Genomic DNA, 13249 nt, shown 5'->3' with positions numbered 1-13249 from the left:
TCTCACCACAATATTGTCTTAATCATAACGAAGGCGAAGAGGGCTAAGGCCTTCCCCGCCAGTTTCAAATATTATGCTTGGAAGAAAGCCAAGAAACCGATAACTACGCCGATGATAGGCACAACTTCGACGATACCTACACCGATAAACATTGTTGTTTGCAATTTACCTTGAAGTTCTGGCTGACGAGCGATACCTTCTACTGTTTTACTAACGATCATACCGTTACCTACGCCCGCGCCAATCGCACCCAAACCTACTGCCAAAGCTGCTGCTAATAATTCCATTTTTAAAATCCTCCTCGAAAATTGTTGTTTTTTTGTATAACCAACCTCAATGTTGAATTAAGACATAAAGCGAAAATTAATGTGCTTCCTCTTCATCGTGAATGGCTGATTGTGAAATATAAACCATCGTCAGAATCGTGAACAAGAAAGCCTGTATGCCGCCTACAAAAAGACTGAAGCCCTGCCATGCAACCAGGAACGGCGTACCAATCCAGCCCAGCATCAGGATTGTTGCAATCAGTACTTCACCTGCGAAGATGTTAGCGAACAACCGAAGCGCAAGTGTTACTGGCTTAGCGATTGTTTCTAGCAAGTTAACTGGAAGGAAAACCGGAAACGGATGCAAGTAATGCTTCAAGTAGTGCTTTCTATTCTGCTTCAAACCAAGGAAATGGATGATCACGAATACGATAAGCGCAAGCCCAGCAGTTACTGAAATGTCAGCCGTTGGTGATTTCCACCATGCTACTTCTTTATGCTCTTTTAACATCTCTTCAGTAAATCCTATCGAAGGCATCGCATGATGCGGTTCAGTAACGATACCGAATGGCAAGCCTAGCACGTTGGAGATAAATATGAACATAATAAGCGTTAGACCTAGAGACAAGAATGGCTTTACACGGTTGAGCGGCATTGTACTAGCAATAAAGCTGTGTACAAACTCCACTACCCATTCCATGAAGTTCTGCATCTTCGACGGGTTGTCCACCGAAAGGTTGCGAACAGCCAGCTTAGCGATCAAGAACGTCACAATGACTGACACCACAAGTGCTATCAAGGTCGAGAGATCAATATTAAACGGCCCGAGTGGTATCACCGGAAATACATGCATCTAAAATTTTCACCCCTTTCCGCTAAGATTGTTTTTATTGTGAATATATGCTGCTACCAAAAGAATAAACGGCATGACCATACAGCCAGCTAACGCGGCCGGCATGCTGAGATCCTCCGGAAAACGATAGGCGATCATGGCAACCAGCAACACTGTTGCGATGCGGTTTCCTAGACCAAGACCTCTCTTGCGTGGTCCAACCCCCGCTGCTCCTAGGGTGACCATTTCTACTCTGCGTCTTAGTAAAAACGCATTCATGGAACTTGCTGCCAATCCCACAAGAAGACCGAGAGACACCGTACGCCAGTCCGGCAAGAAAGCCCATACAATTAGGCATACCGCCATTGCATAAATAAGCGTACGTAATGCTGTCTTCATTATTTTATCCATCGGCGTCCTCCATAACCTTCTTAACAAGCAGAATGGCTGAGAGTAGTCCGACAGCCAGACCGACCAGTATGCCACCGAGCGTCCATCCCTTCGCGTCCCCAAAACGGTTCCCGAGAGAAGAGCCGATCCAATAGCCTAAAAAGATACATACAGCGACTTGCAATCCGAGTGCGCCGACTAGTCCGGCTGCGAGCAGTGGATTGTCCCTTCTGTCCTTTTTATTCATGGTTCATACCCCTGTCAATCCTCATTTATTTTATCCAAGCCACAACACGTTTGTCAATTGAAATCACTGCAAACTTTTGGTGAATTGATCGACCAAAACCCTTGATACATAAGGTGTTGTGCGTCCCGGAAACCGTACAGTACTACTGTATGCTGTACATTCGCCTCTCAGCTCATCACTCCTGTGTAATCTATGAACGTTCTGTGAACGAAACAGGACGATCCTTTAGTCTGCCAAAATGATGCAAGATCGCATCTACAATACGCTCGGAAGCGGTGCCATCCCCATAAGGGTTAGCAGCTTGACTCATGCGAGAATACAGCTGAGAATCGGTTAGCAGTGCATGAGCTCTGCTGTACACCAGCTCCTCATTTGTACCTACCAACTCTAGCGTTCCTGCTTCGATGCCCTCTGGACGCTCTGTCGTATCGCGAAGCACAAGAGTCGGCACGCCAAACGATGGAGCCTCTTCTTGCAAACCGCCGGAATCCGTCATAATCATAAAAGCATGTGGATAGAAGTTATGGAACTCGAACACATCCAGCGGATCAATCAAGCGAATACGTGGATGATCGCCCAAAATTTCATTCGCAGGCTCTCTGACCGCAGGATTCGGGTGGACTGCATACACGACTACCACATCTTCGTGCTCGTCGGCGATTCGTTTCACCGCTCTGAAAATATTGCGATGCGGTTCTCCTAACGCTTCACGACGATGTGCTGTCATGAGAATCATCCGTTTCCCTTTAGCCCAGTCGATGACCGGATGCGAGAAAGACTCATCTACCGTATATTGGAATACATCAGTCGCGGTGTTCCCAGTCACATAAATGGCAGCATCCGACTTGTTCTCTTTGCGTAAATTGTTCGCCGACCATTCTGTCGGAGCAAAATGCACATCTGAGAGCACGCCGGCAAGCTGCCGATTCATTTCTTCCGGATACGGAGAAAGCTTATTCCAAGTACGAAGCCCCGCCTCAACGTGGCCAACTTTTATTTGCTTAAGAAACGCTGCATAGCTTGCTAGAAACGTTGTCTGTGTATCGCCATGTACTAGCACGATATCAGGCTTCGCTTGCGTTAGAACAGGATCAAGCCCTTCTAGCACGCGAACAGTCGTCTCCGTTAACGTTTGACGATCCTTCATCACATTCAAATCGTAATTTGGATGAATTTCAAAAAAATCGAGTACCTGATCAAGCATCTGGCGATGCTGCGCAGTTACACAAACGATCGATTCGATTTCATCCTCTCGCTTCTGGAGCTCGAGTACGAGCGGCGCCATCTTGACTGCCTCCGGACGTGTTCCAAAAATAGTCATTACCTTCAGTTTAGACAAAAGATTCCACTCCTATTATCATTTCATACGACACTGTGCTAATTTGTTCCGAACATGCGGTCTCCAGCATCGCCTAGACCAGGGATGATGTAGCCTCTTTCATCCAGACGCTCATCGAGTGCGGCGATATAAATATCGACATCAGGATGCGCTTCTTGAACAGCCTTCACACCCTCCGGAGCAGCAATAAGACACATTAATTTAATTTGATCGCAATTATGATTTTTCAGTGAATTGATCGCTGCGATAGCAGAGCCGCCCGTAGCAAGCATCGGATCGATAACAATAAGCAGACGATTCGGTGCATCTGTAGGCAAATTAATGTAATACTCTTTAGGCTGGAGCGTTTCATGATCTCTCGCTAGACCGATATGCCCTACCTTTGCCGATGGAATCAGCTTCAATATACCGTCAACCATCCCAAGACCAGCGCGCAAAATAGGCACAAGCCCAAGCATTCTTCCGGATACAACCTTCGAATCCGTCTCGGCTACAGGCGTCTGCACCTTAATCGTATCAAGCGGTATTTCTCTCGTAATTTCGTAAGACATCAATGTTGCAACTTCATCAACCAATTCCCGAAAATCTTTTGTATTCGTTTCTTTATTCCGAATAAAAGTCAGCTTATGCTGAATTAACGGATGGTCGCAAATAATTACTTTGCTCATGGAGCCGTATTCCTCCCGTTTGTTGTTGTTATTGTATAGTAGTCTTCACACAATCCCGTATATTATAGCATTGTAAACAAGCCCTTGCATCTTGAGTTTTATGTTTTCGCAAATAAAGGCCAGTGATTCCAAAATTAGGAGTCACAGGCCGCTGTAAGTATATTCCTTTTAACTGCTGCAGCCTCCGCCGCCGCAGGATGATCCGCCGCCGTCTCCACCGCTTCCGCAGGAGGAATCCCCGCCTGATCCGCTATCACCGCCGTCACTTCCACACGAATGGTCATCTCTTCCATCGTCGGATGAGCCGCTGCAAGCATAAGTGGTATCACCGCTTCCATTCGCTTTACGTTCCTCTTCATTTTGAGCTTGATCCATCTGCTGGGCAAAATCATTCGGGTGCGATATAGAATTGTAAATGAGAAGACCTGATAATAGGCCGGTTGCTCCTAAAACAGGATCATACCCATAGCTGCTCGCGGAGCTAGGCTCTTTCCCGTAAGGCGCTTTGCCCTTTCCAGCAGCCAAAAGCTGAGATTTGGCCCTATCTATCATATAGTTAGCTGTCGCTTTCAAATCAGAGTGTCTCTCTGTCGTACTCACGTTAAACCATTGCTTGCGCAGCTCTTCTGTACTCCAGCCAGCAAGCTCCTCCAGCCGTTGCTCCGACATTTGCGTTCGGTAAAAGGCTCCCCATATTCTGCCGCTAACCGGAGCCTGCCCAAACAGCTCGCCATAAGCCCAGTCGAACATCGCTCTTTCTCCCGGGAGCGGCTGCGCACCTGGCGCATGAGGTGCATGATGAATCATTGCGCCGGAGAATTTCATGCAAAACTGTTCATACTCCCTCGTGAACATAAGCATTTCATGCCATACCGCATCAACCTGCTTGCTATACATAGGAACACTGCGCATGATGCCGCACATAAGAAAATATCGCTTCAGCTCAAACCAGGTCCAATTCCATTCTTTATCTGATATTTTTGGGAATTCCTTTAATACCCTGTCCTTCACTCGGCTCTCAAAATCGATACCTAGCGCGGACTCCAAGCGTTCCGCCGCGGTTCTCGCAGGGTGCCCGTACGGCACGCCAAGTGCAGTCGGCAGCTCGGCATTTGGCCAAGGTGTAAACGCATTGGTACGGCCAGCATATTCTCGGCCTCTGCCGCCTGATTGTTCGATAAATTTTGAGGTTCTCGAAATTGCAAATACGACAATGATAATCAGTACTATCACAAATATAATTGGAATAATCACTAAACTCCCCATCTCTTCCTCCCACGTCGGTTCGTCTTACCCATATATTAACACATCTCCTAATCGCACGGGTCATCGCTGTTTCCCTACAGAATAAAAAAAACCGCCAAGCGGTTATGAACATTTGCATGGTAAACAAGAGAATAATGAAGGTCACACATAAAATCGAGGCTCTCTTCTGAATAGAAGCCTTTAAACAGCGCTGTATTGCCCTGTATGCCTACTTCATTATACGGAAGGGTTTCCCTCAGTTAACCCCGTAGTGTCCAGTACAACCGCTCTACGATCCTGCTCCTTGCACTTACACACGGCGAAGCCGCTCTCCTCAAGCTTATATAGTGGGCCTTGAAGTCACCATGTAAACTTCTATCCACAATCAGTATAAAAATAATAAATTATTTATTGAAAAAACGTTTAAATGATAAACTATCCACATTTTTGGCATGAGTTATCCACAATTGTCCACATGTTATCAACATTTTTGTGCACAACCTACTAAAAACAAAAAAAGATGAAGCAGGAATCATCCTTGCTCCATCTTTTTTCAAAAACTTATTCACAACTAGCTTTATGCTAGATAATTGATAATGATTAAACTGACGCGTAGTGACAAGCAGCAAAATGCCCTTTTCTCACTTCAAGCAGAGCTGGCTCATCCACCTTGCATTTGTTTGTCGCAATCGGACAACGCGTATGGAACTGGCAGCCTGTAGGCGGATTGATTGGGCTAGGCAAATCGCCAGTCAATACAATACGCTCACGAGTCGCTTCAATCTCCGGGTCTGGAATCGGAATAGCCGAAAGCAGAGCCCTTGTATAAGGGTGAGCAGGACTCGCGTACAACTCGCTGCTCTCTGCGAGCTCAACGATTTTACCAAGATACATAACGGCTACACGATCGCTTATATGCTTAACCATGGACAAATCATGCGCGATAAACAAGTAAGTTAAACCCATCTTGCGCTGTAGATCCATCATCAAGTTAACAACTTGCGCTTGGATAGATACGTCGAGCGCTGAGATCGGCTCATCTGCAATGATGAAGCGCGGATCAACGGCAAGCGCGCGCGCAATACCAATACGCTGTCTTTGACCGCCAGAGAATTCATGCGGATACCTTGTAGCGTGGTCTGGATTAAGACCTACGACATCAAGCAGGTTCTCAACTCTGTGCTTGCGTTCTTTCTTGCTTGCAACAAGCTTGTGAATATCAAGCGCTTCTCCGATGATGTCCATAACCGTCATACGCGGGTTTAATGATGCGTAAGGATCTTGGAATATCATTTGCATATCACGGCGAAGCTCTTTTAGCTTAGGGCCCTTCAACTTATAAATATCTTGCCCGTCGAAGTTAACACCGCCGCTAGTTGGTTCATACAGCCGCATAATAGTACGACCAGCTGTTGATTTTCCGCAGCCGGACTCACCAACTACGCCGACCGTTTCTCCTTTTTTGATGGAGAAAGATATATCATTAACAGCGTGGAGCGTCGCTCCTCCGCCTAAATTAAACGATTTACGCAAATTATTAATTTCAATTAATGGCGCACTCATACTGACACCTCCCGATTTGCATAAGGATGTGCTAGCCAGCAAGCCGACTCATGATTCTCATTGCCATCCACTGGGAGCAATTCAGGGTCATTGTCCACGCAAACCCGCATGGCTTCATCACAGCGAGCACAGAAGCTGCAGCCCGTCGGCGGCTTAATCAAATCCGGCGGCATACCGTAAATCGGTACCAACGGCTCTTCCTTCTTCTGGTCAAGACGAGGAAGGGAGCGCAGCAAGCCTCTTGTATAAGGATGCTTAGGGTTTTTGAAAATCTCCCATTTCGTACCGGTTTCCACAACCTTGCCTGCATACATAACGATAACGCGGTCACACATATCTGCTACAACGCCTAAATCATGCGTAATAAGAATAATAGAAGTGCCAAGCTTTTGCTGCAAGTCCTTCATGACTCGCATAATTTGCGCTTGAATTGTAACGTCTAGCGCCGTTGTTGGCTCATCCGCAATAAGAAGCGATGGATTGCATGCAAGCGCGATAGCAATCATCGCCCGTTGACGCATGCCCCCAGAGAACTGATGCGGATACTGATTAACTCGTGAAGCAGGGTTCGGAATACCTACAAGATCAAGCATCTCAATCGCGCGTGCAGTCGCTTTTGCACCGCTTATTCCTTGATGCTTGATTAGTCCCTCTGTAATTTGACGGCCAATCGTTAGCGTAGGGTTAAGAGAGGTCATTGGATCCTGAAAGATCATCCCCATCTCTTTACCACGAATGTCCTCCATTTGATTATTGGACATTTTCAAAATTTCTTGGCCTTTAAACATAATCGATCCTTTAGTATCGGCCGGAGGCGATGGAATCAAACGCATGAGCGATTGTGCAGTTACACTTTTGCCGCAACCGGACTCCCCAACGATGGCTACTGCCTCGCCTTTGTTGACGTGAAAATTCACACCGCGAACCGCTTTAACGATACCGCCTCGAACTTTGAAATTAACACGAAGGTCTTTTACTTCAAGTAATTTCTCCATCATTGACCACCTCCTACTTCTTCATTTTCGGATCAAGCGCATCTCTCAGACCATCGCCAAAAATATTAAAGCAAAGCATCGTAACGCTTATAACTGCTGCTGGGAAAATCATTCTCCACGGATACAGTGTCCATGCTTTAATTGCATCATTTATCATCGTACCCAAAGACGCAGCAGGGGATTGAACACCTAGTCCCAAGAAGCTGAGGAATGCCTCTGCGAAGATCGCACTTGGAACAGTAAGCGTCAACGTTACGATAATCGGACCCATTGCGTTAGGAATAAGATGTCTGAATAGAATACGTGGAGTGCTTGCGCCGAGCGCTTGAGCAGCCATAACGTATTCTTGATTTTTGAGCTGCATGATCTGGCCGCGCACAATCCAAGCCATACTGATCCAACCGGTTATACTAAGCGCAAGCACGATCGTGAACATGCTCGGCTCTAATATGACAATCAAAAGAATGATAATAAGCATGCTTGGAATGGAGTATAGAACTTCACAAAAACGGTTCAATATCTCATCGACACGACCGCCGAAGTAACCCATAATTCCACCGATAATTACACCAAGAACCAAGTCTGCGAGTGCAGCATATATACCAACCTGCAGAGATATCCCTGCCCCCATCCAAGTACGGGTGAAGAGATCCCGCCCGAGATCGTCTGTACCAAACCAATAGGTAGCGTTAGGATTCAGGTTCTTTTCCTTCAAGTGATTCGTTTGAAAATCCTGCTCTGATATGATCGGGCCAAAAATCGCCATAAGGGAGACGATAAGCAGCACAATTAAACTGAACATCGCTATTTTGTTGGAACGCAGACGCAGCCAAGCATCTTTCCATGCCGAGATGCTCTCACGAACAACTACTTCCGTGTGCTTCTCATCTTTGTTCAGCTTCGCGAATTGATCCGGCGTAAAGGTCTTATCCTTCATCCTTTTCCGCCTCCTCTTGTTAGCTTGATACGCGGATCGACAAAGCCATAAGCAACGTCAGTCAAGAAACGCGCAACCATCAGGATAATTCCATAAAATAAAGTAAGCCCCATTATGAGCGTATAGTCGCGGTTAGTAATACTTTGTACAAAATATTTCCCAATTCCACCTATACCAAAAATTTGTTCGACAACAACAGAACCGGTAATAATGTTAGCGGTCATCGGTCCGATATAAGTTACTACTGGTAAAATAGCATTGCGTAGAGCATGACGAACCAAAATAATGCGGCCGCTGAGACCTTTAGCACGAGCGGTCTTAATGTAATCAGCGGATAGTACTTCTAGCATCGTTGAGCGCGTCAGACGCGCGATAAATGCAGCTGGAAGAAACGAAAGCGCAAGAACAGGCATAATAAAATCTGTAGGATCGTTAAGTCCCGATACATTGAGCCAACGCAGCTTGCTGCCTAGGACGAATTGTAAAATTGATGCTGCCAAAAAGTTGGGAATCGATACCCCAAGCACTGCAATAACAATCGTGAAGCTATCCAAAAATTTACGATGATTAAGAGCTGCAACGATGCCCAGAATCAAACCTAATGCTAGCGACACAATAACAGCAAAAAGGCCGATTTGCGCAGAGTAAATAAAGCTTTCTTTAATAATACGAGTAACGGACATATATTGCTGCTTCATTGACATCCCTAAGTCGCCATGAAGCAAATTGTTCAAATACATCAAGTATTGTTTCCATACCGGCTGATCAAGGCCGTACATTTGCAAGAGGTGCTCCCTTATTTTCTCGGGAATAGCCTTCTCCCTAATGAAGGGATCGCCCGGGATAATTTTCATAAGAAAGAACGTAGCGGACGCAAGAACAAACAACGAGACAAACATGGACAGAAACTTCTTGGATACATATTTTATCAACGCAATGGACACCTCCTTACAGAATATAAACAAGAAGTAATGCTAAAAAGTGATAAAGCCTGAATCTGTCAACAAGAAAGGGATATATGCGGACACCCCGCATATATCCCTAGCTTCAGGTGCTGGAAGGACGACTATTTCGCTTCGTAGAAACCTCTTGTGTAGTCGATGTCCCCTTTGTAGTCCAAGAAGATGTTCTTGAATCCAGGTTTAAGCATGTAAACGTTGCTGTAGTAGTAAATTGGCATGATCGGCATGTATTCCATAAGAATTTTTTCTGCCTCAGTCATAGCCGCAATACGTTCAGCTTGATCTCCGCTTGCATTCGCTTTTTTGATCAAAGCGTCGTATTCAGGTGAAGCAAAACCTGTATTATTTTGACCGCCGCCAGTTACGAACATATCCAAGTAAGTCATTGGATCGTTGTAGTCAGCTCCCCAACCCGCGCGAGCGATTTGATAGTTCATTGCAGTACGGTTTTTCAATAGAACAGCAAACTCTTGGTTCTCGATACCAACTTCGATACCAAGGTTTTGACGCCACATTTCAACGATTGCTTCAGCAATTTTCTTGTGGCCGTCGCTTGTGTTGAACGTCAATGTTACTTTAGGGAACTTAGCAAGCTTAAGCTCAGCTAGACCTTCAGCAAGCAATGTTTTTGCTTCGTCAACATTTTCAGTGAAGAAATCATCTTTCACTTCGTTACGGTAATCTTCTTTCAAACCGATGATGCCTGGTGGTACAAAACCAAACGAAGGAACTTCGCCGGCCATTGTTACGCTCTCAACGATTGCTTGACGATCAATCGCCATTGCAAGTGCTTTACGTACTTTTACGTTGTTGAAAGGAGCTTCTTCTGTGTTGAATTGGTAGTAGTACGAGCTTGCGATACCTTTAGTAACGATCTCGTCTTTTTTAGATTCTTTTAGAACCGGAATTTGCTCAGCTGGGATTTCACCAGTTGGTTTACCAGTGTAATCAAGTTTGCCTGTTTCGTAGTTAGCAAGTTCAGTTGCAGATTCAGCGATCATTGTGAAGTCAACGCCTGCAAATTTCACTTGTGCTTTATCGTAGTAGTTTTCGTTAGGAACAAGCTTAATGGAAGTATTGTGCTGCCATTCGCTCATTTTGAAAGGACCGTTACCGATGATTGTTTTAGCATCAGCAGCCCAAGCCTCGTTGTCCTTCACAGAAGGATGAACAGGGTTGTAAACATAGAATGATGTAAGGCTCAAGAAGTATGGTGTAGGTGAAACGAGTTTAACTTCAAGCGTTTGAGCATCAAGAGCTTTGATACCCACAGCGTCTGTGTTTGTCGTTTTGCCTTCGTTATAATCTTGTGCGCCAACGATGTAGTAGAATTGGTACGCGTAAGTTGAACCTACAGCTGGATCAAGCGCGCGCTTCCAAGAGAATTCGTAGTCATTTGCAGTAACAGGGTCGCCGTTACTCCATTTTGCGTCTTTGCGGATTTTAAATGTGTAGGTTTTGCCGTCTTCTGATTTTACCCAGCTTTCAGCTGTTGCAGGAATGGATTCACCATTCTCGTTTTTACGAGTTAGACCCTCGTAGATACCAGTTGCAAGTGTACCTGATACGTTGTCTTCCATAAGTGCCGGGTCAAGTGTCGAAGGCTCAGAGTGAATGTTCATTCTGAAAACTTTCGCTTCGGATGCTCCTCCATTTGTAGCGCCGTTTGTTGCGCCGTTCGTAGCACCGTTGTTGCCTGTTTCTTCTTTAGGCGTACAACCAACAGCGACAATAGCAAGAATGAGTAAAGCAGCAATAAATGATAAAGCAGACTTTCTTGTTCTCATTGTAATCCTCCCGTTTTTTTTCTGCTCAGTTCAACAAGGCAAAATCGTCCAACTTACTCGCTTTGTACACAAACGTTTGCATCTTCTTCTAGCTTGTCCAATGCAAATATACGTATCCTCTTGAGCAATGCTAAACATTTTCCCCATTTAAACAATGAGTTTAAATATAATAATAAATTTCACTATACAACCATGTTAATTATTTATCAAGAATATGTAAGCTGTAAATTTTTGTTTATAATTACTTTTATACACTGTTCTTTAACACATTAACGCGTTTATTCAATTAATTATTCTGTTGCGTTAATGCTGTACAGCGTTTATTCAGTTAATTATTTTAATAATATTTCAGTTTAATATTTTTACAGTCATTAATTTACAAAAATAGCACTAATACTTAAAAATACAGATTAAATTGAAAATCCTTTATATTTCCATTTTATTTTAAATTACATATATATTCCACAAATATATAACGTGTTTTTTCGGTATTTATACTATAACATAAATAATAACGACCATTATATTTAATTATTATTTTTCGATCGTGCAAAATGAACGTTTTTTCATTTCAACATTGACGTTTGCTCATTTATTCCACTCAGCTTCTAACTGTATTATTTTTTTTAGATATATTATTTATGTACGGCATATAATCAAAAAAAGACCTATTCATGCATATGCACAAATAGGTCTTTTTTTATTAATAATATATTTATGATTAGTAAGTCATACCAGGGTAAAGTGGATATTGTGCCGTAAGATCACGAACCATGCCGCGCGCTTTGGAGAGCACCTCTTGATCTTGAGGGCTGTTAAGCACAAGTGCAATAACCTCAGCAATAACCTTCATTGCGTTCTCTTCCATGCCGCGAGCTGTCGCTGCAGGTGTACCAATACGAATACCGGATGTTACAAACGGGCTTGTTGGATCAAACGGAATGGCATTTTTGTTAACCGTAATGCCTACTTCATCAAGCACATGTTCTGCTACTTTTCCTGTAATGTTCAGATTGCGTGTGTCGAGCAGCATCAAGTGATTGTCTGTTCCGCCAGATACGATATTAAAGCCTTTTGCAACAAGCTCTTCCGAAAGAACTTTAGCGTTCTTAACAACTTGGGTTGCGTATTGCTTGAATTCAGGTTGAAGCGCCTCGCCGAAAGCTACTGCTTTAGCAGCGATAATGTGCATCAAAGGACCGCCTTGCGAGCCTGGGAAAACTGCTTTATCAATCGCAGCAGCCCAAGGTTGGCGACAAAGGATCATACCGCCGCGAGGTCCGCGAAGGGTTTTGTGCGTTGTAGTTGTTACAAAATGCGCATGAGGCACTGGGCTCGGGTGAAGGCCTGCAGCAACCAAACCAGCGATGTGAGCCATATCAACCATAAACAATGCGCCTACATCATTAGCAATTTTGCCAAGCTTCTCGAAATCGATTGTGCGCGGATATGCACTAGCGCCTGCAACGATCAAACGAGGACGGTGCTTGAAAGCAAGCTTGCGAACTTCTTCATAATCAATAGTGAAGGAATCTTCTTGTACACCATATGCAACAAAGTTATAAAGCAATCCAGATGCATTAACAGGGCTGCCGTGTGTCAAATGTCCGCCATGTGCTAGATTCATACCAAGCACAGTGTCGCCAGGCTGCAAAGCTGCAAGGTAAACAGCCATGTTCGCTTGTGCGCCGGAGTGTGGTTGCACGTTCGCGTGCTCAGCGCCAAAAAGCTCTTTTGCACGGTTGCGGGCAATATCCTCAACGATGTCAACATGCTCACAACCGCCATAGAAACGTTTGCTTGGGTAACCTTCTGCATATTTGTTCGTCAAAACGCTTCCCATAGCTTCCAATACCGCTTCGCTAACGATGTTCTCGGATGCGATAAGCTCGATATTGTCACGTTGACGAGTAAGTTCTAGTCCTAGAGCTTTCAATACTTCTGGGTCTTGTTTGCGCAAATTTTCCATGATTAAATTCCTCCTCAAATTAGATACCCTTTATCAAGCAAAAACGTCT

At 44.6% G+C, this 13249-nt stretch carries 13 protein-coding genes; all 13 read right to left on the bottom strand.

What is annotated here, in order from left to right; all coding sequences use genetic code 11:
• Nucleotides 1-71: 71 nt before the first annotated feature.
• The 13 genes from atpE to AC1DM9_RS19330 all read right to left on the bottom strand — a co-directional run bounded on the left by atpE (nt 72) and on the right by AC1DM9_RS19330 (nt 13200).
• Nucleotides 72-287 carry a F0F1 ATP synthase subunit C gene (gene atpE / locus AC1DM9_RS19390; RefSeq protein WP_054025462.1) on the bottom strand — a complete coding sequence of 72 codons (216 nt, stop codon included), beginning with the start codon at nt 285-287 and terminating at the stop codon, nt 72-74.
• Nucleotides 288-363: 76 nt separating this feature from the next.
• Nucleotides 364-1119, bottom strand: a complete 756-nt coding sequence (gene atpB / locus AC1DM9_RS19385) for a F0F1 ATP synthase subunit A (RefSeq protein ID WP_477550651.1) — start codon at nt 1117-1119, stop codon at nt 364-366.
• A 9-nt stretch (nt 1120-1128) separates the two neighbouring features.
• Entirely contained in the window at nt 1129-1509 is a 381-nt protein-coding gene (locus tag AC1DM9_RS19380) for an ATP synthase subunit I (protein WP_477550650.1), read from the bottom strand.
• A complete protein-coding gene (locus tag AC1DM9_RS19375) occupies nt 1502-1735 on the bottom strand; it encodes an AtpZ/AtpI family protein (protein ID WP_076266259.1) in 234 nt (77 codons plus the stop codon). The genes AC1DM9_RS19380 and AC1DM9_RS19375 overlap by 8 nt, the downstream gene beginning before the upstream one ends.
• Nucleotides 1736-1925: 190 nt before the next feature.
• Entirely contained in the window at nt 1926-3074 is a 1149-nt protein-coding gene (gene wecB / locus AC1DM9_RS19370; protein WP_054025466.1) for a non-hydrolyzing UDP-N-acetylglucosamine 2-epimerase, read from the bottom strand.
• 38 nt (nt 3075-3112) lie between these two features.
• Nucleotides 3113-3742: a uracil phosphoribosyltransferase gene (gene upp, locus AC1DM9_RS19365; protein ID WP_076266260.1), complete on the bottom strand. Its 630-nt coding sequence runs from the start codon at nt 3740-3742 to the stop codon at nt 3113-3115.
• A 168-nt stretch (nt 3743-3910) separates the two neighbouring features.
• Nucleotides 3911-5008, bottom strand: coding sequence for a glycine-rich domain-containing protein (locus AC1DM9_RS19360; RefSeq protein ID WP_477527456.1), 1098 nt, complete (start codon nt 5006-5008; stop codon nt 3911-3913).
• A gap of 579 nt (nt 5009-5587) precedes the next feature.
• Nucleotides 5588-6550, bottom strand: a complete 963-nt coding sequence (locus AC1DM9_RS19355; RefSeq protein WP_076266262.1) for an ABC transporter ATP-binding protein — start codon at nt 6548-6550, stop codon at nt 5588-5590.
• Entirely contained in the window at nt 6547-7545 is a 999-nt protein-coding gene (locus AC1DM9_RS19350; protein ID WP_339209780.1) for an ABC transporter ATP-binding protein, read from the bottom strand. Before AC1DM9_RS19350 ends, AC1DM9_RS19355 begins: the two co-directional genes overlap by 4 nt.
• Nucleotides 7546-7558: 13 nt before the next feature.
• Nucleotides 7559-8482, bottom strand: a complete 924-nt coding sequence (locus tag AC1DM9_RS19345) for an ABC transporter permease (RefSeq protein ID WP_477550649.1) — start codon at nt 8480-8482, stop codon at nt 7559-7561.
• Nucleotides 8479-9414 carry an ABC transporter permease gene (locus AC1DM9_RS19340; protein ID WP_076266265.1) on the bottom strand — a complete coding sequence of 312 codons (936 nt, stop codon included), beginning with the start codon at nt 9412-9414 and terminating at the stop codon, nt 8479-8481. Before AC1DM9_RS19340 ends, AC1DM9_RS19345 begins: the two co-directional genes overlap by 4 nt.
• A gap of 134 nt (nt 9415-9548) precedes the next feature.
• Nucleotides 9549-11231 carry a peptide ABC transporter substrate-binding protein gene (locus AC1DM9_RS19335; RefSeq protein WP_477581677.1) on the bottom strand — a complete coding sequence of 561 codons (1683 nt, stop codon included), beginning with the start codon at nt 11229-11231 and terminating at the stop codon, nt 9549-9551.
• 721 nt (nt 11232-11952) lie between these two features.
• On the bottom strand, nt 11953-13200 hold the full coding sequence (locus AC1DM9_RS19330; protein ID WP_339205415.1) for a serine hydroxymethyltransferase: 1248 nt from the start codon (nt 13198-13200) through the stop codon (nt 11953-11955).
• Between the last annotated feature and the right edge of the window lie 49 nt (nt 13201-13249).

Source organism: Paenibacillus sp. 01T431, assembly GCF_056398625.1.
This window is presented reverse-complemented; position numbering and strand designations above follow the sequence as displayed.

Coding starts and splice junctions, on each gene's coding strand:
- atpE (WP_054025462.1), bottom strand. CDS start 287: ATGGAATTATTAGCAGCAGCTTTGGCAGTAGGTTTGGGTGCGATTGGC.
- atpB (WP_477550651.1), bottom strand. CDS start 1,119: ATGCATGTATTTCCGGTGATACCACTCGGGCCGTTTAATATTGATCTC.
- AC1DM9_RS19380 (WP_477550650.1), bottom strand. CDS start 1,509: ATGGATAAAATAATGAAGACAGCATTACGTACGCTTATTTATGCAATG.
- AC1DM9_RS19375 (WP_076266259.1), bottom strand. CDS start 1,735: ATGAATAAAAAGGACAGAAGGGACAATCCACTGCTCGCAGCCGGACTA.
- upp (WP_076266260.1), bottom strand. CDS start 3,742: ATGAGCAAAGTAATTATTTGCGACCATCCGTTAATTCAGCATAAGCTG.
- AC1DM9_RS19360 (WP_477527456.1), bottom strand. CDS start 5,008: ATGGGGAGTTTAGTGATTATTCCAATTATATTTGTGATAGTACTGATT.
- AC1DM9_RS19355 (WP_076266262.1), bottom strand. CDS start 6,550: ATGAGTGCGCCATTAATTGAAATTAATAATTTGCGTAAATCGTTTAAT.
- AC1DM9_RS19350 (WP_339209780.1), bottom strand. CDS start 7,545: ATGGAGAAATTACTTGAAGTAAAAGACCTTCGTGTTAATTTCAAAGTT.
- AC1DM9_RS19345 (WP_477550649.1), bottom strand. CDS start 8,482: ATGAAGGATAAGACCTTTACGCCGGATCAATTCGCGAAGCTGAACAAA.
- AC1DM9_RS19335 (WP_477581677.1), bottom strand. CDS start 11,231: ATGAGAACAAGAAAGTCTGCTTTATCATTTATTGCTGCTTTACTCATT.
- AC1DM9_RS19330 (WP_339205415.1), bottom strand. CDS start 13,200: ATGGAAAATTTGCGCAAACAAGACCCAGAAGTATTGAAAGCTCTAGGA.